Below are 20207 nucleotides of genomic sequence, written 5' to 3' on the forward strand. Positions count from 1 at the left end.
CCTCCGATTTGCGGCCGTTTCCACGCTACAGGCGGGTGAAGCGAAAAATAGGATTGCGCCCAGCATTGGTGCGCCCTTTGTCCCAGCGGATACCGACAACAACCAGTGAGAAGCAGGCGAGCTATGCCCGAGCCGGATCGCATCATACGCCTCAGAACCGTCCTTGACCGGACCGGCCTGTCCCGTTCGACAATCTATCGCAAGATCTCTGAAGGCACGTTCCCGGCTCAGATCAAGATCAGCATCAACGGAGCGGGCTGGCGGGAATCGGAAATCGACAGATGGATCGACAACCCGGTTGCATGGCGAGCAGAGCATTAGCTCTGATTGCGAGACAAACGAACGCCACGGCCACCGCCGTTCTCGGGGATAAACTCTATTCCCGCCGCTTCGTCGGTCAGGGCCGCCGCAATCTGACGCCCGGATGATTGCCGTTAGTGAATTCCACACCCTCTGCCTCAAGAACAACGCGGATTTTGTCCTGGGTTTCAGCAGAGACTGCAGCGACGCGCGCACTGTCGCTCTCACAACGTTTTACAGTAGGAATTGAAACGCCGGCCCGCTTGGCAAGCTCCGATTGTGATAGGCTAATCAAAGCTCGGGCCGCCCGCATTTGTGCTGCTGTCACCAATTTCTGTTGATCCCTTTAGATCATTGCGCTATGATCCAAAGGTATCAGTGGATACCCTTGGCCGGTTGTCGAGGGTGCGGCTAGACGCAGTGTTGACGCACCGTGCCTAGCCTGACCACGCCAAAGCTGTCTGGAGCTCGGATCATGGCTGATTCCGACAATACCACGACTTTGCCTTTCGTCATCGACCGGCAAGGCGGTAAGCCGGACGGTCCCGAACGGCAAACAATAGACCCGGCCTTAGGTCTCTGGAGCGAGTGGCGACAAGCTCGATATGCCTCATTGCTGTTGTGTCGGGTGCAGCAACGTTTAGAGGCACGAATGAAGGTCAATACCGGAATTCCGGTATTGACCCCGGGCGAATCCTTGTCTTGGCGGATGTCGGTGGCCGCGCCGGATGCGAGCGCCGAATATGCGGCGGCTCGCGAGGCAGAGGTGTTTGCCATGACCGAGGCACTCAAATTTCAGGATGCAATCCCCAGCGTTGCTGCTCTGACGCTCGCTGGGATCATCGCAAAGCTGGAGATGATTGTTGGCGCCGACCGGGACATCGGCGATCCGACGGATTTCCCATGGCCGCACATTGCGTCCGTATTGCACGACCTGAAGGCATTTGCGGGCGATCTGGCAGCCTACCGACCGGACCGCACCATCACCCGTGCTGACGTGGCGCGACACTGGGACGAAGCCATCAAGCTCGTGACGGCGCTTTCGACCGAGGAATCCAAACAGAATGCGCCTGTTTTGTGAACTTTTCGTGGGCGTCAAATACGTGGGCCTCCGGCTTGGCGGCATCTCTCCCGTGGAAGAATGGCAGGTTGGAAAGTTCGACGACGCCGGCATGCTCCTTACTCGGTCCACCAGCCATTTCAGATGCTTACATTGAGTTGCATCGCACCAAACGACTCCTCCGCAAGCTGGACGAACTATCGGTGGAACTCTCTCAGCCGCGCGTTAGTTTTGCGAAGGTCTTGGCAGTCATTGCTGCTGTCAGCGTCGCGTCGGTGGGGCCACCGGTTTCCTAGCTGAGGCGCCGCAGGCCATTGCTACTATCACAAGCTTAATCGGCGCCGACAAAGAGGCAGAAGACGCTGAGACCACGAGGCTTGGACCTCCGCCATCACCCAAGGCTCTCCCTGCGCCAGCCAGGCGGATCGCGCCTCCGGCGGTCAAGCACAGAGAGCTTGATGACGAGATCCCGTTTTGAATCGTTGTTTCAAGGCAGCGCGATTGTAGCCGCCGCATCCATCGGAGGCGTTCAACGCCGCCGGAGATTGCGGACTGATACCGCCACTCGCGTCAACTATGCAGCCCTCGCTGCTTGGATAGTGTGGAGCATTTCCGGCTTGAGGTGCGTATAGCGCCGCAACATCTTCCAATCCTTATGTCCTGTAACCAGCGCTACCTGTTCGATTGTGAACCCAGCTTCGAATAGCCGGCTCGTCCCTTCGTGACGCAAGTCATGAAAATGAAGGTCGTGGATGCTCAGGTCGGCACACCCTCGACGGAAGGCGGTGCCGACTGACCGATGATTGAACGGGAAAATTCTGTCATCGTCGTTGCTTCGCTTGGCCCTCTGCTCCTCAACAATGGTCCACGCGTCGTAACCGGTCGCCGCGAACAGCGGTATGCGTTGATTGTTACCGCTCTTGTTTCGGGGATCTTTCCGATCACGGATGAGAAGCATCCGCGTGCGAGTTTCCAAATCGGACCAACGTGCCGTGCAGATTTCTTCCTGGCGCATCGCGGTTGCGACGGCGAAACGTATGATTTGGCTAAGTGGGGCCATCTGACGAGGATTTGCATCGAAGTGAGCGATCAGTCTGTCGAGCTCATCTTGGGTCGGCCGCCTGTCGCGCTGATTTCCTTTCCCAATCAGGCCAAGTCTCTTTAGGGCGATACGAGCTAAATCAACCGGTTCGACCTTAACGGGCAGGCCGTGAACCGCCGCGGCATGAGCCAGAATGAGTTTTACAAATCCGATGTCGATACCGAGAGTCATCGGTCCGGCACCTTGGGCGGCTCGATCGCGACCAAAGCGAATGAGCCGCTCGCGATCGAGCGCTGCTAGGTTGCACTTCCCCAAATGCCGTTGGAGCATATCGAGGGCCGCGGCCTTGGAGCGGCGCGGGGACTTGCCTACATCACACATGTCGTCGATATGAAGGTCGATGAGGTCGCCGAAAGTTTTGAGGCGCGCAATGCGGGACTTAGTAGGCGTCTCGCCGCGATCGACCTGACGCTCGGTTTCAGTTGCCCAGCGTCGCGCGTCGTCTCGGCGCAGGAAGGTCTCACTGACGTAGCGACCTTTGCGACGGACCTGGACACGCCAGGAGCCGGACGAGAGTTTTGTGTAGGTGGCCATTTCTTCGTGTGCGCTCCGTGTGCACTGAGAGATCGAAACGTGGCGAAAAGGGTCGTATCCTGGCGTAAAGTGGCGTGGCCGCGATTGCGACTAACGAGTTGATGTTAAAGAAAAAATGCTGAAAAATCAAGAGCATAGACTGGCCGTGGCGCCGATGATGGACTGGACGGACCGGCATTGCCGCTTCTTCCATCGCCAGCTGACGACCTGTGCGCTGCTCTACACCGAGATGGTGGTGGCCGACGCGGTCATCCAGGGCGCGCGCGATCGGCTGCTTGGCTTCGATCAGGCGGAACATCCAGTCGCCTTCCAGCTCGGCGGCTCCGACCCCGCGAAACTTGCCGAGGCGGCGCGCATTGGCGAAGCGTTCGGCTATGACGAGATCAATCTCAATGTCGGCTGTCCGTCGGACCGCGTCCAGTCAGGTACGTTCGGCGCCTGTCTGATGAAAGTGCCCGACCTTGTCGCCGACTGCGTCGCGGCCATGAAAGCGACGGTGAAGATCCCCGTCACCGTGAAATGCCGCATCGGCGTCGACGAACAGGATCCCGAACCGGCGCTCGATGCGCTGGCGAACGGGGTTTTCGAAGCCGGCACCGACGCCTTGTGGGTGCATGCGCGCAAGGCCTGGCTGGAAGGGTTGAGCCCGAAGGAAAACCGCGACATCCCGCCGCTCGACTACAACAGGGTCTATCGGCTGAAGGCCGGAAAACCGAACAAATTCATTGGTATCAATGGCGGAATTCAGTCGCTTGACGAAGCGCGTCGGCATCTCGATCATGTCGACGGCGCCATGCTTGGCCGCGCCGCCTACCACACACCAGGTATTCTGGCTGGCGTCGATGCCGCGTTCTACGGCACTGAGCCAGCGGCATTCGATTTCGCCGCCCTGATCGATGCGATGGCGGACTATGCGGCGCGCCATATCGAACAGGGTGGGCGGCTTGGCCATGTCACCCGCCACATGGTCGGGCTGTTCCACGGATTGCCCGGCGCGCGCCGCTATCGCCAGATTCTATCGACCGACGCGACCCGGCCCGGCGCCGGGCCGGACGTGCTGAAGACGGCTTTCGCGGCTGTGGTATTCGGCGGAGCGGCGGCGGAAGCGGCCTGAAGCACCTCAGTCCCGGAGGACCATGCGGTCGCCGCGCACGTCGAAGCCCGACAGCGAGCCGATGAAGTTCATGCCGAGCAGGCTCTGGCTGAGCATGCCAGGTGCCGCCACCATCACCGACATGTCCTTGCGCACGATGCCGCCGATCGCCACCTCGTTGGTCTTGACGGCTGCGGCGCGCGCCATGCCGTTGGCGGTCGAAACCGGTATCGTGTAGTTGAGCACCGCCGGATTGAAGCCAGCGGCTTGCGCGTCCTGCGACGTCAGCACGGTGCTGGTCGCGCCGGTGTCGACCACGGCGCGGACCGGGTTGCCGTTGATCAGGATGCGCGCTTCGAAGTGGCCATTGTCGGCCTTGTCGAGGGTCACGGTGGCGTGGCCGTCTTCGACGCCGAGCGCCAGCGGACTGCCGGGAACGAGGCCCGCGGTCACCCGGCTGGCAACGTCCTGCAGTTCGTAGCGATACTGATAGCCGGCGATCAGCGCGAGCACGATTGCCGCCCAGGCGCCAAGATTGCGGGCCATATCGCCCAATGGGCGGCCCGACCGCAGCAGGCCGGCACCGATAAGGGCACCGAAGGCGCCAAGCCAGATCAGCCGGCCGAAATCGTCATTGTCGACGCCGAGCGTGCTGCCGGCGGAATCGTTGAGCATGAGCAGGACTGCCCCCATGCCGATCACGGCCATCAGAATCCAGAACAGCCGGCCCATCCGTGCCTCGTTAAACCAAAGAGTTAGAGCAGTTCGCCGTTTCCGTGAAACGATCAACTGCTTAGAGTGCGTCGCGTTCGCGCGCCATGCGGGTGCGGCGCGTTTCCCGGCGCGGCCGGCGCTCGACCGTTTCCAGCCGGGCCGGCAGTTCGGCCATCACGCTGCGGCGCGTTTCCGGCGTCATCCCCATCCAGGCACCGATTTCCTCGCGCGTGCGGCCGCAGCCGAAGCAGAAGCCGGTCTTCATGTCGATCGAGCAGACGAGGATGCACGGGGATTCGATGGCCGTCATGACTTTCTCTTGAGGTTTCCGCTCGGAATCCCTCGTTCCATCTCCACATGGTGCAACGGCAAAGCCAATGCAAGCCCTCGCGATCGCGCCCTCCGCCGCCGTCTTTGCGGCAATCAAGCAAGAAGGACGATTGGGCAAGAAGGACGATCGGGCAAGAAGGGCGACCGGGCAAGAAGGACGATCGAGAGGTTGTGCCGATCACGCAAGGCAGCTATGCCGCTCACCACCTCCAGGAACGATTGCTCCCGACATGACCAGCGCACTGCCTTTCGACGATTTTCGCAACCTGCTCGCCAGCCTGCCAGCAGCCGACATGACAGCCCAGGCACGCGTACGCACGCTGTTCGCCAAAGCCGACAAACCGGGGAATTCGCTTGGCCGTATAGAGGACGTCGCCGCGTGGCTTGCGGCCTGGAGCGGCCGGGCTCCGCCCGCCGTGACAAGGCCGCTGATGGCGGTCTTTGCCGGCAATCATGGGGTTGTCAGGCAGGGTATTTCGCCGCGTCCGGTGGCGGCGACCGCCAACGCGGTCGAGCTTTGCGCGGCCGGCGGTGCCGCGATCAACCAGATCTGCATTGCCAACGACCTCGGGCTGAAAGTGTTCGATCTTGCCCTGCACATCCCGACCGGCGACATCACCGTGGACGCCGCGCTCGACGAGCGCGGCTGCGCAGCCACAATGGCCTTCGGCATGGAAGCGATTGCCGGCGGCACCGACCTGCTTTGCCTCGGCGATCTGGGCGTCGGCAATTCGACCGTCGCCGCGGCCTTGCTCGCCGCGCTGTTCGGGGGCAGGGGTGCCGACTGGATCGGCCCGGGGTCCGGCGCCGATGCGGCGATGCAGGCCCGCAAGGCGGACGTCGTCGATGCGGCGCTGGCCTTTCACGCCGGCCATCTCGAAGACCCGTTGGAGGTGCTGCGCCGGGTCGGCGGCCGCGAGTTCGCGGCGATGGCCGGCGCCATCCTCGCCGCGCGGATGCAGAATATCCCCGTGCTGCTCGACGGCTTTGCCGCGACGGCCGCCGCGGCGGTGCTGCATGCCGCGAACCCTTCGGCAATAGACCATTGTCTTCTTGCCAGCCTGTCGCCGGAGCCGGGCCACGCCCCGGCCGCCGAACGGCTCGGCCTTCGACCGCTGCTCGACTGGGGCATAAGCCACGGCGAAGGGGCAGGGGCGGCGCTTGGCGCAGGCCTGATCAAGGCGGCGGCACTGACCAGCTCGGGCATGGCAGCCGCTGTTCGAGGCTAGACGCTCCGCGCTTCGATGAAATCCGCTATCGCCGCCGTGCGGCCACCGCCGCGGTCGGCAAAGCCGGCAGTTCTTCCATCACCCGGCTCAGCGGGAAGATGGCGATCGCCTCGGTGCCTTCGCGCAGCTTGGAATGAAGTTCGAACTCGCCGCCATGCATGGCGAGCAGGCCTTGCACGATCGGCAGGCCAAGCCCCGTGCCCTGTTCGGCGCTCTTGATGGCGATCGAGCCCTGGCCGAACGCCGAGAGCACCACCGGGATCTCGTCCTCGGGTATGCCGGGGCCATTGTCCTTGATCGAAATGTATTGTCCACCGCCCGCCGTCCAGCCGACGCGCACACGGATCTCGCCGCCGGTGGCGGTGAACTTGATGGCGTTGGACAGGAGGTTGAGCGTGATCTGGCGCAAAGCGCGCTCATCGGCGAACAGGCGCGGCAATGTCTGTTCGAAATCCTGGATCACGCGAATATCCTTGTTGCGTGCCTTCAGCTCCATCATGTGGCAGCAATCCTCGACGATGTTGAGCAACATCACCGGCTCTTCATTGAGCTGGTAGCGGCCGGCTTCGATGCGCGAGAGGTCGAGGATCTCGTTGATCAGGTCGAGCAGATGCTGGCCGGAATCATGCACGTCATGCGCGTAGTCGCGATAGGTCGGATTGCTCATCGGCCCCAGCACCTCGTTCGCCATCACCTCGGAAAAGCCGAGAATGGCGTTGAGCGGCGTGCGCAATTCGTGGCTCATCGAAGCGAGGAAACGCGATTTTGCCAAATTGGCATCCTCGGCCCGCCGCCGCGCCTCGTCCGACATCGATTTCGCTGTCTCCAGTTCGGCGATCAGCGCGTCCTTTTCCGAGCGGAACGACAACATCATGAGGGATGAATCGTTGAGGTGACGGGCGACATAGGCGAAGAAAGGCAACGACAAGACCAGCAGCCCGGCCATGATCGCCTCGAGCGGCATCCACAGCTTGGCGCCGGCATAGGCATAAAGCGCCACCGGAACGGCAAAGGTCGCCAACAGTGCCCCGCGAAGGGACGAGGCCATGATAGCCGTCCCCGCCATGGCAAACAACAGAACCACCGCCTTGACCACATGCAACTGGTCGACCGCACAGGCGCCGCAGCCCAGCCAGACGAACCATGCCCAGCCGAGACCGCAAAGGAAATGGCCGCCCAGGAATTCCCTGCGCGCTTGCAATGGGTTGAGCTCGGAAGCTTCCGTGCGCTCGATCCGACGCGCCATGAAGACGACGATCGTGTAGCAGGTGAGCGTGAATAGCGCCCAAAGCCCAATCTCATTGCCGACGCCGGCGAGCCGGCCGGCCGCGGCGATCGCCAGGACGAGCAGCGGGATGACCACGGCGCCGCTTGTCATCGCGCGGGCGTGCAGTTTCAGGAGTTCGCGGTCGAAATCGAGATTGCCGGCCTGCTGCGAAAGACGGTCGCGCGTCTTGCGCACCGCGCGTGCCACATCGCTGTTGCGATGGGGTTTCCTGCGGTCCACAATGAACTTGTCCGCTGTGTTCGAGCGTTGCAAAGGCATGGAAACTTCAATTTATGCGCGCAGCGATTTCAAGGTGTTAAGCTACGTTCGAATGATTAACCAACCGTTTGCCATATGAGTCGTTCCTGGTCGCCAAGACCGCGCCGGCGATACGCGGCGCCGCGCCCGAGAAGCTTGTGGCGCAAGCTGCTGGACTACGGCCTGGCTGCCATCATCCTGGGACTGCTGATCTTGCTCGCGGCGCGCCTCGACCGGGTCGAGACGCGCAAGACGCAAGGCACGGCCATCGTCAATGACGGCGATTCCATCACGCTCGGCACCGAACGCATCCGCATGCGCGGCATCGACGCCCCAGAGTACACGCAGACCTGCCGCAGGAACGGCGCCGACTATCCCTGTGGCACGCTCGCGCGCCAGTCGCTGGTACGCCTGATCGCTGGCAGGCCCGTCACCTGCAGCGGCTGGCAGCGTGACCGCTATGGCCGGTTGCTTGGCGACTGCAAGGCCGGGGGCACCGACCTCAACCGCGCCCAGGTCGAGGCCGGCTGGGCCGTCGCCTATGGCGGCTTCGAAAGCGAGGAAGCAACTGCCCGCGCGGCGAAATCTGGTATCTGGGCGGGCACGTTCGATCAGCCGCAGGACTGGCGCGACAGCCATCACGGCGAGGTCGTCGAACGAAAACACGGTACGCTGGCGTCGATTGGCGACGCCGCTCGGGAGATTTTTCGCTTCTGGTGAAGCGCATCTGCCTGGAGGAAAAGGAGGATCGAATGAAGCTCTTCGACGGTGGCCGGGCGCCCAACCCGCGGCGGGTTCGTGTTTTCCTTGCCGAGAAGGGGATCGCGGTGCCGCTGGTGTCCATCGACATGGGTGCGCTGGAGCACAAGGGCCAGGCGGTACGTTCGCGCAACCCCTTGCAAAGGCTGCCGGTGCTGGAGCTCGATGACGGCACCGTCATCACGGAATCCGTCGCCATCTGCCGCTATTTCGAGGAGTTGCATCCGGAGCCGGCCCTGTTCGGACGCGGTGCGCTCGGCAAGGCGCAGGTCGAGATGTGGCAGAGGCGGATGGAGTTCAACCTGCTCAGCAGCGTCACGCAGGCTTTTCGCCACATCCACCCGGCCATGAAGGACTGGGAAATCCCGCAGATCCCGGAATGGGGCGAGGCCAACAAGCCGAAGGCTGTCGAATTTCTCAAACTTCTCGACGGTGAGTTGGCGAACCGGGAATTCGCCGCCGGCGACGATTATTCGATTGCCGATATCACCGGCCTGATCGCCGTCGACTTCATGAAACCGGCACGCATCAAGGTGCCGGAGGAATGCACCAATGTGCTGCGTTGGCATCAAACGATCTCCAGCCGGCCGAGTGCGGCTGCTTGAGCGTGGAACTCGACAGCTTCGCGGCAGCGGTCCGCGCCTGCCGCATCTGCGTCGAAAACCCCATCGGCAAACCGCTGCCGCATGAGCCGCGACCGGTGCTGCGGCCATCGTCCAGCGCCCGCATCCTCATCGCCAGCCAGGCGCCGGGAACCAAGGTGCACCTGTCAGGCATGCCGTTCACCGATGCCTCGGGCGACCGCCTGCGCAACTGGCTCGGCGTGACCAGAGACGAATTCTACGACACAGAGAAATTCGCCATCGTGCCGATGGGCTTCTGCTTTCCGGGACAGGACGCCAAGGGCGGCGACCTGCCGCCGAGGCGCGAATGCGCGCCTGCCTGGCGCGCGCCCTTGATGGCCCTGATGCCGCGGATAGACCTGGTGCTGACGATCGGCATCTATGCGCAATCCTGGCACATGGGCGCCGCGCGCCGCCCCTCGCTGACGGAAACGGTGAGGGACTGGCGCGCCATCTGGGAGAATTCCGTTGGTGCAAAAGTCTTGCCGCTGCCGCATCCGTCCTGGCGCAATACCGGCTGGTTGAAGCAGAATCCGTGGTTTGAAATGGATTTGCTGCCTTTCCTGCGGTCGGAAATCCGCTATCGCCTCGGCTAGGCATTCAGCAAGAAATCACTCGCTTTTACGCCGTTCGGCAGAATTTCTTTCTTGTGAAAGGCCGAAATAAGAGGGAGTATAGCCAATCCATTCCCCAGGAGCGCTTCAATGGACCGCCTCGACAGAAAAATTCTCCGCCTCCTGCAGGAGGACGCGACGCTCGCGGTCGCCGATGTCGCCAAGAAGGTCGGTCTGTCGACCACACCTTGCTGGCGCCGGATCCAGAAGCTCGAGGAAGAGGGCGTCATCAAGCGGCGCGTCGCCATTCTCGATCATGAGAAGGTCAATGTGCGGGTCACCGTCTTCGTGTCGATCCGCACCAATTCGCACAGCCACGAATGGCTGCGGCGGTTTTCCGAGGTCATCCAGGAATTTCCCGAGGTGGTCGAATTCTACCGCATGAGCGGTGACGTCGATTATCTCTTGCGCGTCGTGGTGCCCGATATTGCCGCCTATGACGCATTCTACAAGCGGCTGATCGCCAAGATCGAGATCCGCGACGTGTCGTCGTCCTTCGCCATGGAGCAGATCAAGTACACCACCGAAATCCCGCTCGACTACATGGTGCTGGACAAGGAATCGGGTGCCAACGCGGCCTGAGACAAGGTTGCTCCTCAGTTCTTCTTTTTGTTGAGGAAACTCCAGGGCGAATTCACCGGCAAGGTGATGGTGTCCGGTACGGTGTCGACGCCGACCACCTCCGCCTTGCGCACGCTATATCCGGACTGAATGACGCTGACGCCGTCGAGAATGAACAGCTGGCTCTTCTCCATGTCCGGCCTCAGGGCGCCGGTGACGGCCACCGGCTGGTAGGCTTGCGAGATCTTGTATGGACGGGCTGGTGTGACCAGCACGATCTGGTTGGGCGGTGGCGTCGGCATGTGGCTGCACGCACCCGTCCACGGCACCAGCAGAAACTGATAGACGAGGTCGCCGTCGCGATCGACTGGCAATGCATAGCCGGCCAATTCTATGGTCTTGTCCCTTAGATCGAGCGACAGCGTCTCGCCGTGATCGGGCAGCTTTGCCGCGATCATCGGCAACCCTGCGTCTTCGGCAACCGCCTGGGTCGCCGGGCGGAGATCCTTCCAGAATATATGTGAGGTTTCGGCCGAGGCGGAAGTGGCCGCGGATGCAAACAGTGCGGCCGCGAGCGCTACGATCGACTTGAGAAGATTGCTCATCGGCCGCTTCCTTTGCGGGCGAGTAAAGACGCCGCCGCCGATGACGTCAACGCTCCAACCGCATCACATGTCGGCGAGAACCGGCCATGCCGATCTCGTGGAAGCCGCGAACCGCAAATAGATCGCGAAAGCCCATAAAACGATAACTCGGCGACGCATCCTCCACCGGATAGGCCTCGATGATACGCGCCCCCTTGGCGAAGGCATGGTCAATGGCTGCGTCGAGCAAAGCCCCGGCAAAGCCGCCGCCGCGCAGCGCCCTTGGCACATAAAAGCAGACGATCGACCACACGCCGGTCTCGCTGTCATCCTGCCGATTTGAAAGCCTGCGATAGGTTTCGCGCGGCGCAACCGAACACCAGCCGACCGCCTCGCCGTCTATCTCGGCGAGGATGCCGACTGGTGTGCCGGCATCGATGAGCGCCATCATCAGGCGTTTCTTCTCGTCGCTCTGGATGTGTTCGCGGCCGGAGTGCCGCCAAGCCATGCACCAGCAATATTTCGGCGCGCCGGGCTGTTCGAACAAGGTCTCGAAGCCGCCGCGCGTTGCCCGCGTCACCTCGGTGAAACGGATATTGGCGATGTCAAACTTTTCTGACGGCGAGGCGTTCGAGTGTCTTGGCATCGGATAGTTCCTTCGCGGCGTCCTTGCCGATCCAGCGCGCGGTCTTGTCCGTGGCGGCCGCAAGTTTCCGCGCCAGGACAAGGGCAGGGGCATGCAAGTCCGTCGAGCGCTTGCCGATTTGCCGCAACGCCCAGTTGACCGCCTTCCTGACGAAGTTGCGCTCATCACCGGCATGGGCTTCGATCAAGGGCAGGTAGGACAGGAACGTCGCGTCCGGCTCCTTTTTCAGATGCACGGCCGCCCATGCGAGCATGGCGAAGGCCGTGCGGCGCACGAATTCACGCTCGTCGACGGCGAACTCCTCGATCAGCTCGCGCCAGAACGGCGTATCGACGAACAGGTCGGAGACAGTGTCGACGATCTCCCAGGAATCGAAGTCGCCGGCCCAGCGGCGGCAATCCTCGATGGTGATCCTCTTCGGCTCGCCGGTGAACGCCGCCATCAGCCGCGCTTCGCGAATGCCGCTGTTCCACAGCGCCAGGGACCGCTCGTGGTTGCGCTTCAGCTTGCGCGCCAGGGGCCGCAAATCCGTGTTGCCGACGCCGAGCGCGGTGGCGGTGTTGATGCCGAACCGGGCCATGCCGGCGCGGTTCTCCTCGGTGCCGATCGAGCGCAGATGCGTGACGATGTCCTGCGCGGTCCAACCTGGAACGGGCAGGGACATCGTCCCTACTTCTCCAGCCGTGCCAGCAGCGAGGACGTGTCCCAACGCTTGCCACCCATCGCCTGCACGTCCTTGTAGAACTGGTCGACAAGCGCGGTCACCGGCAGGCTGGCGCCATTGCGATCGGCCTCCGCCAGGCAGATGCCGAGATCCTTGCGCATCCAGTCGACGGCGAAACCGAAATCATATTTTCCGGCGTTCATCGTCTTGTGCCGGTTTTCCATCTGCCACGAACCGGCCGCGCCCTTGGATATCACCTCGATCACCTTCTCGATGTCGAGCCCGGCCTTCTTGCCGAAATGGATGCCTTCGGCCAAACCCTGCACGAGGCCGGCAATGGTGATCTGGTTGATCATCTTGGTGAGCTGGCCGGCGCCCACCGGTCCCATCAGTCCAACCATGCGGGCATAGGCGTCGATGATCGGCCTGGCGCTGTCGAAGGCGGCCTGGTCGCCGCCGACCATGACCGTCAGCACGCCGTTCTCCGCGCCGGCCTGGCCACCGGAGACGGGCGCGTCGAGGAAGGAAAACCCGCTCGACCGCGCGGCTTCCGCCAGTTCGCGCGCGACTTCCGCCGAGGCCGTGGTGTTGTCGATGAAGATCGAACCTTTCTTCATCGCCTTGAACGCGCCTTCGGGACCTGTCGTCACCGAGCGCAGATCGTCGTCATTGCCGACGCAGGAAAAGACGAAATCCTTGCCCTCGGCGGCCTGCGCCGCCGTCGCGGCAAGGCTGCCGCCATGTTTGGCGACCCACTGTTCGGCTTTCGCGCGGGTGCGGTTGTAGACGGTGACGTCGTGGCCGCCCTTGTTCTTCAGGTGCCCGGCCATGGGATAGCCCATGACGCCAAGACCGAGAAATGCCACAGATGCCATGAGCTTGCCCTTCAGACTGAAAATGGAATTGTTGCGAAAGCTCTAGGCTCTGCGCTCAATTCGTCAAGACGCGCATGGTCCGATCGACTGGTACAGCCGAATCGAAAATGATCAGCGTTTCAGGTGGATGGTGATCCGCCGCTCGATCCATTCGATGCCATGGCGCAACAACTCGACCATCACGAGATACACCAGGGCAACCCAGATATAGGCCTGGATGTCGAAGGAGTTGGCGAAGGCGAGTTTTGCATTGCCCATCAGGTCGTAGACGGTGATGATGGCGACGATCGCCGACGCCTTGACCATCAGGATCAGCTCATTGCCGTAAGGCCGCAAGGCGACGATCAGCGCTTGCGGCAGGACGATCTTGCGCAGCGTCTGCAATTTGTGCAGGCCAAGCGAAGCAGCTCCTTCCCACTGGCCCCTCGGCACGCTCTCGATGGCGCCGCGCAGGATTTCCGCCTGGTACGCGGCAGTGTTGAGCGAGAAGGCAAAGACGCCACAGTTGAAGGCATCTTTGAAAAAATCCCAGAGCCCGATCATCTGGAGCTCCGGCCGGAACGAACCCAGCCCGTAATAGACCAGGAATGTCTGGACCAGCAGCGGCGTGCCCCGGAAAAAGTAGACGTAGCAATAGGCAAGGCCGGACAGGATCCGGTTCCTGGACATACGCCCATACGCAACAGGTACCGACAGAACGGCGCCAAGCACCATCGAGATGGCCACCAGCGACAGGGTGACGCCCAGCCCCCGCAGATAGGCCGGCGCATATTTGGCGAAGAAGGCGGCGTTCCAGGCAAAGAAGAGGTAGCTGACGATGCCAAGGCCAAAGGCTATCCACAGGCCAACCAGCGCATAGCCGACGATACGCTTGCGTGGCCAGCCGCGCACCTGCGGCGGCGGCCGTTCAACCATCGTGGCCGTGGCACTCATCGTTGCGCCTCCCGTTTGCCGAGCGAGCGCAAGATGGCGCTGGTGGCGAAAGACGACACGATGGCCAGACCGAGAAAGACCAAGGCCGCCACGCCATAAAACAGGAACGAATGTTTTGTCACGCGAGCGGCCACACCGGCGTTGCGCAACGTCTCTGCCAGACCGACGACCGACACCAGCGAGGTGTCCTTCAACAGGCTGAGCCAGCAATTCTCGAGACCGGGGAAGGCGATGCGCAGCAGCTGCGGCAAGATCACCTTGCGCATTGTCTGCCCGTAGGAAAGACCGATGGCGTAGCCACCCTCATATTGCCCCTTCGGGATGGCACGAAAGGCCGAAAGGAAAACCTCGCTGGCGTAGGATGAGAAGATCAGCGAGAGCACGATCATCCCGGCGACGAAGCTGTTGACGTCGATCGTCGCGTCGGGGCGGAAATAGCGGATGAGGTGCTGCAGCAGGATCGGCACGCCGAAGAAGAACAGGAAGAGCGTCACCAGTTCCGGCAGGCCGCGGAAGACCGTGGTGTAGATATTGGCGGCGAGGCGCAGCGAGGGCTCTTCGGATTGCTTGCCCAGCGCGATGAAAAAGCCAATCGTCAAACCAATGGGCAGCGTCGCCAGCGCAAGCAGAACCGTTACTACGATGCCATACGCAATATCGTCACTCCAGCCATCAGGTCCCCAACTGAGAAGTGTCCATATGCTCTGGGCTGGCATCGACGGATATTATCCCCACGGCGTTCCCAAGATGAATAGAAAGACGGCGGGGAATTCCCCGCCGTCTTGAACCTGTCTATCAGGACTCGGCGCCGTAGACGTCGAACTTGAAGTACTTGTCGTTGATTTCCTTGTATTTTCCATTGGCGCGGATGGCGTCGATGGCTTCATTGAGCTTGTTGACCAGGTCGGTCTCGCCCTTGCGCACCGCAATGCCTGCGCCCGGTCCGAAGATCTCGACGGGTTGCGGCGACGGCTGGCCGAGGATCTTGCAGCAGGCGCCATCAGGCGAATCCAGCCATTGCTGCAGCACGACGATGTCGTCCTCGATGGCGTCGAGACGACCATTGGCAAGATCTGCCTGCTCTTCGGGGCTGCTCGGATAGCCCTTCACGGTGCTGTCGGTGTAGGTCTTCGAGGCATAATTGAAATGGGTGGTCGTGGTGGCGACACCGATGGTCTTGCCGGCGAGATCTTCCTTGGTCACACCCTTCAGCGTCGAGTCTTTCGGCACGGCGAGCGCCGAGGGTGTGTTGTAGTATTTGTGCGAGAAGTCGACCTTTTCCTTCCGCTCCGGCGTGATCGACATCGAGGCGACGATGGCGTCGAACTTGCCGGCCTGAAGCGCCGGGATGATGCCGTCCCAATCCTGAGCGACGAAGGTGCACTTGACCTTCATCTGGTCGCAAAGCGCCTGGGCGATGTCGATGTCGAAGCCGACGAGCTTGCCGTCAGAGGTCAGGTTGTTGAACGGAGGGTAGGCGCCCTCGGTGCCGATCCTCAGGGTTTTCTCCTGGGCCTGGGCTACGCCGAGCGTCAGCAGCGCGGCCGAAGCGGCGAGCGCGATACGCAGTGCAATACGCATGATAGTCCTCTCTTTACGGTCCCGGCCGTCGTTCCGAAACGGCTCTGTGGGGCGGTGCTTTTGACCGCCCGCTGAGGGCGATACTCCCACTCTTTCCAAGAAAAAAGCAACTGCAAAACCACCAAAATCGGCAACGGCGTTCTGCCGTTACGTTAGTTCTCAAGCAACGAGGCCGGTCGTGCGCTCGATGAAGTCGGCTATCGATTCTACGTCGTCGAGGTCGAATGCCGGCAGGCTCTTGTCCGCGATGGCGAAATCCGCGGCGACGGCGACAATATTGGGATCGTCCGCCGAAAGCGGCGTCCGGTCCTTTGCTTCCAGCCGCCTGGTTTCGATCTTGCGGTGGGATTCGCGCTTGTAGCCTTCGACCAGCACGATGTCGCACGGGGCGAGCCGCGAGAGGATACCATCCAGCGGCGGTTCGTCCTCGCCACGCAACTCGTGCATCAGCGCCCAGCGATTGCCGGACACGATCGCAACCTCGGTGGCGCCGGCCTGCCGATGGCGGAAGCTGTCGGTGCCCGGCTTGTCGATGTCGAAATCATGATGGGCATGTTTGACCGTCGATACCTTCCAGCCGCGCCGCACGAGCTCGGCAACCAGCTTTTCGGTCAGTGTGGTCTTGCCGGAGTTCTTCCAGCCGGTGATGCCGAAGATGTTCATGGCGTCATGCTGTGCAACAGGTGCGCGGCCTGGGCAAGGTCGTCGGGCACGTTGATGTTGAAGAAAGGGTCGAGCCCGGCGGATTGCAGGACCGGGAATTCCACCTCGACATGACCATGTCGCTCGATGAAGGCTGAAACCCGCCGGTTGTCCTCATCGACCAGAAAGTGCCGCAGCGCATCACGGCATCCGACCGGCCACAGCGCGAAGGTCGGATGCCGCCGGCCGGCCGAAGCGGCGACGGCAATTGCCCCTGGATGCTCGCTTACCGCCGCCGCCAAGCGGTCGACGAGGTCAAGCGGCAGGAAAGGCGTATCGCCGGCCGCGGTGACGATCGCCTTGCAGTGCGTGCCGGCAACGGCCCATTCGAGGCCGGTCAGGATGCCGGCCAACGGTCCGGCAAAGCCCTCGACCGTGTCGGCAAGCACGGGCAAACCGAAACGGGAAAAGCGTTCCGGATCGCCATTGGCGCTCAGCGCCAGGGTCTCGATCTGCGGGCCAAGGCGCGACAGCACCTGGTCGAGCACGCAGCCGCCGTTGAGCGGCAACAGGCTCTTGTCGCCGCCGCCCATTCGCCTCGACTGGCCCCCGGCCAGGATGATCCCCGCGACGTCTCGCTTCATGACGCTCAGCCTGTAGGCCTGCCGCCGGAAATCGCAAGCAACTTCCTGGATCCCGTCTTCCTGGATCCCATCTGGCTAGATCCCATCTTCCTAGATGCCATCTGGCGCCATGGCCGGCCCGGTGCTTTCGGCGACGATCCTTCGCCGGCCGACCACCCGTTCGCGATAGAGCGTATAGAGACCCGAGCCGACGACTGTTGTTGCGCCGACGATCATCGGCGCGTCCGGAAAATCGCCGAAGACGATCAAGCCGAGCAGTATGGACCAAAGCAGCGCGGTGTAGCGGAATGGCGCGACGAAGGAGATTTCGCCCGAGCGCATCGCCATGATGATGAACTGATAGCCGACGAGCACCAGCACCGCCGCCAGCGCCAGCAGCGCCGTGCTTTTGCCGCTCACTGGCGTCCAGCCGCCCATCGGCGCCAGCAACGCCGCGCCGACGACGGTCATCGCAAGGGCGGTGGCGGTCGAGACGAGCATGGTCGGGATGGCCCGAGGGATGCGCCTGGTGGCGAGATCGCGCACGGTGCAGCAGGCAACGCTGGCCAGCGCCCAAAGGGAATACAGGCTGAAACCGTCAAAGCCCGGTCGCACGATGATCATAACGCCGGCGAAACCGGCGGCTATCGCCAGCCAGCGCCGCCAGCCGACCGCTTCGCCGAAAAACAGCGCCGCACCCATCGTCACCGCCAGCGGCAGCGCCTGCAGAACGGCCGAGACACTGCCGATCGGCAGATGGGCCAGGGCCACCAGGAATGACACCGTGGCGCCGGCTTCGGCCAGGACGCGGATTGCCACCAAAGGCTGCAGCATCAGGCGCGGCTGCAAAAGCGCGCCACGCTGCCAGGCCAGCAGGCCGACGAAGAGCGAGGCGAACGCTCCCCTGATCAGCATGACCTGCGCCATGTTCATCGATTGCGACGAGTATTTGGTGATGGCGTCGTTGAGCGTGAAGCCAACCATCGCCACTATCATGAACAACGCGCCGCGAAGATTTGGAGAAAGAGGCAAGATATCTACCGGTTGCTTTGGCAAGCAAGCCTGTAACAGCCCGCCGCGAAACAGCAACGGCAAAGGGCTGTACCAGGGCCGGGTCGTCCATCGTCCCGATGGAGATCATGTCCTGATTCGTCGCGTATCTTGCCGGAAAGCGAATTCGCATCCCGACAAGCCGTGCCGCCGAGGTGGTGGCTATTTCTTCGGCGTCAGGATCTCGGTGCCGTTGCCTTCCTTGCCGGCGATCGTCCACAGGCCATGCAGCGAGCCATCATCCTGAACCTTGTAGACGACGAGGCCGATGTCCTTGTCCATGACATAGCCGGCCGAAAAGGCATTGTCGTTGCGCATGCAGATACCGTCGGAAGAAGAGCCGCCCGTCTCCCAATGGATCGTGCAGGTGGTTCCGCTGGTCAGCGTGATGGTGGCCTCGCCGCCATAGGGCGACCCGTCGAAATTGGTGCCGGCAACGGTGTAGGTGCCGCCGATCGACTGGGCTGCCGCGGGCACGGCCGCAAGGCCGAGCAATGCGAGAGAAAGAATGAGTTTGCGCATGATGTACCCCCTGTGAGCGACGATTCCGCCGCGGGGAAAGCTAGGCCGGAACGCGCTGGCGGTAAATCCGACAACCGTTTGCGGATCAGACTTTTTCTGGGATGTGCTGGAGAATGCTCATGGCCCCTTGAGACTGCCGGCGATCGCGCCGACCAGCGGGTCGTATTTCGATCTTACCGCCGGCGGGTAATCGATCCACACCGTGCGGATGACGCCATCCTTTCCGAACAAACGCCGCTCGTAGAAGATCTTGTCGTTCTTGAGCCCCGACAACACCGCCCAGTCCTTGCCGGTCTTGCTGTAGGTGATCTTGTAGCCTGGCTCCTTGCTCGCCTTCTCTTCGGCGAGAAACCCTTTCGGGGTTTCGTCGTCGATGTTGGCGATGCCGGAGCAGGTCAGGCTGGCGCCGTCCGCGCTCAGCCATACCTGTCCGTCGCCATTGTCCGGCTCAGGCTGGCGATCGTTGAAGATCTCATCCGGGAAGGTGCAGACCGTGCCGAAACGCTCGTTCATATAGGTGAAAGGCGCGGCGATCGCGGCGCTTGCCGAAATCGTCGCGAAAGACGTCACGATCGAAAAGAACCGCCGCATGCCTTGCCCGTAGTCCGATGGCCACGAGGCAATCCTTGCACAAATCCGTGGGAAGGTCAGCCGCCGGTGACGCTCATATGCCGGGACACCGATGGGCGGCTGGTTCGGCGGTCGATGATGAAATCATGACCTTTGGGCTTGCGGCCGATGGCTTCGTCGATAGCGTCGGCGAGTAACTCATTGCCTTCGGACGCACGCAAGGGCGCGCGCAGATCGGCGGCATCTTCCTGGCCGAGGCACATATAGAGCGTGCCGGTGCAGGTCAGCCGGACGCGATTGCAGCTCTCGCAGAAATTGTGCGTCATCGGTGTGATGAAGCCAAGTTTTCCACCCGTCTCGGCGACATGAACGTAACGCGCCGGGCCGCCGGTCTTGAAGGGGATGTCGGTCAGCGTGAACTGGCGCTCCAGCGAGGCCCGCAGCAGCGACAGCGGCAGGTACTGGTCTGTGCGGTCGGCGTCGATCTCGCCCATAGGCATGGTTTCGATGACCGTCAGGTCCATGCCGCGGCCATGCGCCCAGCGCATCATCTCGGGCAGTTCGGCGTCGTTGAAATCCTTCAGCGCCACCGCGTTGAGCTTGATCTTCAGTCCGGCCGCCTGCGCGGCGTCTATGCCGGCCATGACCTTGTCGAGATGGCCCCAGCGGGTGATCTTGTGGAACTTGTCGGCGTCGAGCGTATCGAGCGAAACATTGATGCGCTTAACGCCGCAATCGGCGAGTTCGGCGGCAAAGCGCGCAAGCTGCGAGCCGTTGGTCGTCAGCGTCAATTCTTCCAGGGCGCCGCTTTCGAGATGCCGCGACAGCTGGCGCACCAGATGCATGATGTTCTTGCGCACCAGCGGTTCACCGCCGGTGAGGCGCAGCCTTCTGACACCCTTTTCGATGAAGACCGTGCAGAGCCGGTCGAGTTCTTCCAGCGACAGCAGGTCCTTCTTGGGCAGGAAGGCCATGTCCTCGGCCATGCAATAGGTGCAACGGAAATCGCAGCGGTCGGTGACCGACACTCTGAGATAGCTGATCGTGCGACCAAAGGGGTCGATCATGTCCAT

At 62.2% G+C, this 20207-nt stretch carries 25 protein-coding genes; 8 read left to right on the forward strand and 17 right to left on the reverse strand.

Annotated elements, in window-relative coordinates; genetic code table 11:
• The first annotated feature begins 123 nt into the window (after positions 1-123).
• Together FJ978_RS02000 and FJ978_RS02015 are read left to right on the forward strand one after the other, a co-directional pair.
• The gene (locus tag FJ978_RS02000) at positions 124-321 is read left to right on the forward strand and encodes an AlpA family transcriptional regulator (RefSeq protein WP_140569718.1); all 198 of its coding nucleotides are present in this window, start codon (positions 124-126) and stop codon (positions 319-321) included.
• Positions 322-775: 454 nt separating this feature from the next.
• Positions 776-1381, forward strand: a complete 606-nt coding sequence (locus tag FJ978_RS02015) for a hypothetical protein (RefSeq protein WP_246678028.1) — start codon at positions 776-778, stop codon at positions 1379-1381.
• Between the two features lie 553 nt (positions 1382-1934).
• On the opposite strand, the gene FJ978_RS02020 is transcribed toward FJ978_RS02015, so the two are convergent.
• Positions 1935-2996, reverse strand: coding sequence for a site-specific integrase (locus FJ978_RS02020; RefSeq protein ID WP_140569722.1), 1062 nt, complete (start codon positions 2994-2996; stop codon positions 1935-1937).
• A 115-nt stretch (positions 2997-3111) separates the two neighbouring features.
• Between FJ978_RS02020 and dusA the strand changes: the two genes are divergently transcribed.
• A complete protein-coding gene (gene dusA / locus FJ978_RS02025; RefSeq protein ID WP_140569724.1) occupies positions 3112-4110 on the forward strand; it encodes a tRNA dihydrouridine(20/20a) synthase DusA in 999 nt (332 codons plus the stop codon).
• Between the two features lie 6 nt (positions 4111-4116).
• On the opposite strand, the gene FJ978_RS02030 is transcribed toward dusA, so the two are convergent.
• Both FJ978_RS02030 and FJ978_RS02035 read right to left on the reverse strand, forming a co-directional pair.
• Positions 4117-4821 (reverse strand): TIGR02281 family clan AA aspartic protease, encoded by a 705-nt coding sequence (locus FJ978_RS02030; RefSeq protein ID WP_140569726.1) that lies wholly within the window; start codon positions 4819-4821, stop codon positions 4117-4119.
• A gap of 61 nt (positions 4822-4882) precedes the next feature.
• Positions 4883-5113, reverse strand: coding sequence for a DUF1289 domain-containing protein (locus tag FJ978_RS02035; protein ID WP_013895544.1), 231 nt, complete (start codon positions 5111-5113; stop codon positions 4883-4885).
• 250 nt (positions 5114-5363) lie between these two features.
• Between FJ978_RS02035 and FJ978_RS02040 the strand changes: the two genes are divergently transcribed.
• A complete protein-coding gene (locus FJ978_RS02040) occupies positions 5364-6362 on the forward strand; it encodes a nicotinate-nucleotide--dimethylbenzimidazole phosphoribosyltransferase (protein WP_140569727.1) in 999 nt (332 codons plus the stop codon).
• Positions 6363-6387: 25 nt separating this feature from the next.
• Here the strand turns inward: FJ978_RS02040 and FJ978_RS02045 are convergent, their stop codons facing one another.
• Positions 6388-7908: a HAMP domain-containing sensor histidine kinase gene (locus FJ978_RS02045; RefSeq protein WP_140569729.1), complete on the reverse strand. Its 1521-nt coding sequence runs from the start codon at positions 7906-7908 to the stop codon at positions 6388-6390.
• 75 nt (positions 7909-7983) lie between these two features.
• On the opposite strand from FJ978_RS02045, the gene FJ978_RS02050 reads away from it, so the two are divergent.
• The 4 genes from FJ978_RS02050 to FJ978_RS02065 all read left to right on the forward strand — a co-directional run bounded on the left by FJ978_RS02050 (position 7984) and on the right by FJ978_RS02065 (position 10465).
• On the forward strand, positions 7984-8607 hold the full coding sequence (locus FJ978_RS02050) for a thermonuclease family protein (RefSeq protein WP_013895548.1): 624 nt from the start codon (positions 7984-7986) through the stop codon (positions 8605-8607).
• Positions 8608-8639: 32 nt separating this feature from the next.
• Complete coding sequence (locus FJ978_RS02055) at positions 8640-9251, forward strand: glutathione S-transferase (protein WP_140569731.1); 612 nt, start codon at positions 8640-8642, stop codon at positions 9249-9251.
• Positions 9191-9865: a uracil-DNA glycosylase family protein gene (locus FJ978_RS02060; protein ID WP_140569732.1), complete on the forward strand. Its 675-nt coding sequence runs from the start codon at positions 9191-9193 to the stop codon at positions 9863-9865. The genes FJ978_RS02055 and FJ978_RS02060 overlap by 61 nt, the downstream gene beginning before the upstream one ends.
• A 108-nt stretch (positions 9866-9973) precedes the next feature.
• Positions 9974-10465 (forward strand): Lrp/AsnC family transcriptional regulator, encoded by a 492-nt coding sequence (locus tag FJ978_RS02065; protein WP_006205209.1) that lies wholly within the window; start codon positions 9974-9976, stop codon positions 10463-10465.
• A 14-nt stretch (positions 10466-10479) separates the two neighbouring features.
• Here the strand turns inward: FJ978_RS02065 and FJ978_RS02070 are convergent, their stop codons facing one another.
• From FJ978_RS02070 to moaA, 13 genes are all read right to left on the reverse strand, one after another.
• Entirely contained in the window at positions 10480-11049 is a 570-nt protein-coding gene (locus FJ978_RS02070; RefSeq protein WP_140569734.1) for a DUF3299 domain-containing protein, read from the reverse strand.
• Between the two features lie 46 nt (positions 11050-11095).
• Complete coding sequence (locus tag FJ978_RS02075; protein WP_140569735.1) at positions 11096-11674, reverse strand: GNAT family N-acetyltransferase; 579 nt, start codon at positions 11672-11674, stop codon at positions 11096-11098.
• Positions 11634-12338, reverse strand: coding sequence for a DNA alkylation repair protein (locus tag FJ978_RS02080; protein WP_140569737.1), 705 nt, complete (start codon positions 12336-12338; stop codon positions 11634-11636). Before FJ978_RS02080 ends, FJ978_RS02075 begins: the two co-directional genes overlap by 41 nt.
• Positions 12339-12343: 5 nt before the next feature.
• Positions 12344-13213, reverse strand: coding sequence for an NAD(P)-dependent oxidoreductase (locus FJ978_RS02085; RefSeq protein ID WP_140569739.1), 870 nt, complete (start codon positions 13211-13213; stop codon positions 12344-12346).
• A 111-nt stretch (positions 13214-13324) separates the two neighbouring features.
• Positions 13325-14146 carry an ABC transporter permease gene (locus FJ978_RS02090; RefSeq protein WP_023777328.1) on the reverse strand — a complete coding sequence of 274 codons (822 nt, stop codon included), beginning with the start codon at positions 14144-14146 and terminating at the stop codon, positions 13325-13327.
• Positions 14143-14862, reverse strand: coding sequence for an ABC transporter permease (locus tag FJ978_RS02095; RefSeq protein ID WP_140569740.1), 720 nt, complete (start codon positions 14860-14862; stop codon positions 14143-14145). Before FJ978_RS02095 ends, FJ978_RS02090 begins: the two co-directional genes overlap by 4 nt.
• 79 nt (positions 14863-14941) lie before the next feature.
• Entirely contained in the window at positions 14942-15727 is a 786-nt protein-coding gene (locus FJ978_RS02100) for an ABC transporter substrate-binding protein (protein ID WP_023777327.1), read from the reverse strand.
• Between the two features lie 159 nt (positions 15728-15886).
• Positions 15887-16390 (reverse strand): molybdopterin-guanine dinucleotide biosynthesis protein B, encoded by a 504-nt coding sequence (gene mobB / locus FJ978_RS02105; RefSeq protein WP_140569742.1) that lies wholly within the window; start codon positions 16388-16390, stop codon positions 15887-15889.
• A complete protein-coding gene (gene mobA, locus FJ978_RS02110; protein WP_140569744.1) occupies positions 16387-17013 on the reverse strand; it encodes a molybdenum cofactor guanylyltransferase MobA in 627 nt (208 codons plus the stop codon). The genes mobB and mobA overlap by 4 nt, the downstream gene beginning before the upstream one ends.
• Positions 17014-17103: 90 nt before the next feature.
• The gene (locus FJ978_RS02115; RefSeq protein WP_140569745.1) at positions 17104-18024 is read right to left on the reverse strand and encodes a DMT family transporter; all 921 of its coding nucleotides are present in this window, start codon (positions 18022-18024) and stop codon (positions 17104-17106) included.
• Positions 18025-18204: 180 nt separating this feature from the next.
• On the reverse strand, positions 18205-18564 hold the full coding sequence (locus tag FJ978_RS02120; RefSeq protein WP_013895561.1) for a hypothetical protein: 360 nt from the start codon (positions 18562-18564) through the stop codon (positions 18205-18207).
• Between the two features lie 117 nt (positions 18565-18681).
• Positions 18682-19155: a hypothetical protein gene (locus FJ978_RS02125; protein ID WP_140569747.1), complete on the reverse strand. Its 474-nt coding sequence runs from the start codon at positions 19153-19155 to the stop codon at positions 18682-18684.
• A gap of 56 nt (positions 19156-19211) precedes the next feature.
• The gene (moaA, locus tag FJ978_RS02130) at positions 19212-20207 is read right to left on the reverse strand and encodes a GTP 3',8-cyclase MoaA (RefSeq protein WP_140569748.1); all 996 of its coding nucleotides are present in this window, start codon (positions 20205-20207) and stop codon (positions 19212-19214) included.

Source organism: Mesorhizobium sp. B1-1-7, from assembly GCF_006442705.1.
Classification (GTDB): domain Bacteria; phylum Pseudomonadota; class Alphaproteobacteria; order Rhizobiales; family Rhizobiaceae; genus Mesorhizobium; species Mesorhizobium opportunistum.

What these genes read in the sequence shown, in the direction of transcription:
- FJ978_RS02000 (WP_140569718.1), top strand. Translation starts at nt 124, where the DNA reads ATGCCCGAGCCGGATCGCATCATACGCCTCAGAACCGTCCTTGACCGG.
- FJ978_RS02015 (WP_246678028.1), top strand. Translation starts at nt 776, where the DNA reads ATGGCTGATTCCGACAATACCACGACTTTGCCTTTCGTCATCGACCGG.
- FJ978_RS02020 (WP_140569722.1), bottom strand. Translation starts at nt 2,996, where the DNA reads ATGGCCACCTACACAAAACTCTCGTCCGGCTCCTGGCGTGTCCAGGTC.
- dusA (WP_140569724.1), top strand. Translation starts at nt 3,112, where the DNA reads ATGCTGAAAAATCAAGAGCATAGACTGGCCGTGGCGCCGATGATGGAC.
- FJ978_RS02030 (WP_140569726.1), bottom strand. Translation starts at nt 4,821, where the DNA reads ATGGGCCGGCTGTTCTGGATTCTGATGGCCGTGATCGGCATGGGGGCA.
- FJ978_RS02035 (WP_013895544.1), bottom strand. Translation starts at nt 5,113, where the DNA reads ATGACGGCCATCGAATCCCCGTGCATCCTCGTCTGCTCGATCGACATG.
- FJ978_RS02040 (WP_140569727.1), top strand. Translation starts at nt 5,364, where the DNA reads ATGACCAGCGCACTGCCTTTCGACGATTTTCGCAACCTGCTCGCCAGC.
- FJ978_RS02045 (WP_140569729.1), bottom strand. Translation starts at nt 7,908, where the DNA reads ATGCCTTTGCAACGCTCGAACACAGCGGACAAGTTCATTGTGGACCGC.
- FJ978_RS02050 (WP_013895548.1), top strand. Translation starts at nt 7,984, where the DNA reads ATGAGTCGTTCCTGGTCGCCAAGACCGCGCCGGCGATACGCGGCGCCG.
- FJ978_RS02055 (WP_140569731.1), top strand. Translation starts at nt 8,640, where the DNA reads ATGAAGCTCTTCGACGGTGGCCGGGCGCCCAACCCGCGGCGGGTTCGT.
- FJ978_RS02060 (WP_140569732.1), top strand. Translation starts at nt 9,191, where the DNA reads ATGCACCAATGTGCTGCGTTGGCATCAAACGATCTCCAGCCGGCCGAG.
- FJ978_RS02065 (WP_006205209.1), top strand. Translation starts at nt 9,974, where the DNA reads ATGGACCGCCTCGACAGAAAAATTCTCCGCCTCCTGCAGGAGGACGCG.
- FJ978_RS02070 (WP_140569734.1), bottom strand. Translation starts at nt 11,049, where the DNA reads ATGAGCAATCTTCTCAAGTCGATCGTAGCGCTCGCGGCCGCACTGTTT.
- FJ978_RS02075 (WP_140569735.1), bottom strand. Translation starts at nt 11,674, where the DNA reads ATGCCAAGACACTCGAACGCCTCGCCGTCAGAAAAGTTTGACATCGCC.
- FJ978_RS02080 (WP_140569737.1), bottom strand. Translation starts at nt 12,338, where the DNA reads ATGTCCCTGCCCGTTCCAGGTTGGACCGCGCAGGACATCGTCACGCAT.
- FJ978_RS02085 (WP_140569739.1), bottom strand. Translation starts at nt 13,213, where the DNA reads ATGGCATCTGTGGCATTTCTCGGTCTTGGCGTCATGGGCTATCCCATG.
- FJ978_RS02090 (WP_023777328.1), bottom strand. Translation starts at nt 14,146, where the DNA reads ATGAGTGCCACGGCCACGATGGTTGAACGGCCGCCGCCGCAGGTGCGC.
- FJ978_RS02095 (WP_140569740.1), bottom strand. Translation starts at nt 14,862, where the DNA reads ATGCCAGCCCAGAGCATATGGACACTTCTCAGTTGGGGACCTGATGGC.
- FJ978_RS02100 (WP_023777327.1), bottom strand. Translation starts at nt 15,727, where the DNA reads ATGCGTATTGCACTGCGTATCGCGCTCGCCGCTTCGGCCGCGCTGCTG.
- mobB (WP_140569742.1), bottom strand. Translation starts at nt 16,390, where the DNA reads ATGAACATCTTCGGCATCACCGGCTGGAAGAACTCCGGCAAGACCACA.
- mobA (WP_140569744.1), bottom strand. Translation starts at nt 17,013, where the DNA reads ATGAAGCGAGACGTCGCGGGGATCATCCTGGCCGGGGGCCAGTCGAGG.
- FJ978_RS02120 (WP_013895561.1), bottom strand. Translation starts at nt 18,564, where the DNA reads ATGCGCAAACTCATTCTTTCTCTCGCATTGCTCGGCCTTGCGGCCGTG.
- FJ978_RS02125 (WP_140569747.1), bottom strand. Translation starts at nt 19,155, where the DNA reads ATGCGGCGGTTCTTTTCGATCGTGACGTCTTTCGCGACGATTTCGGCA.
- moaA (WP_140569748.1), bottom strand. Translation starts at nt 20,207, where the DNA reads ATGGACATGATCGACCCCTTTGGTCGCACGATCAGCTATCTCAGAGTG.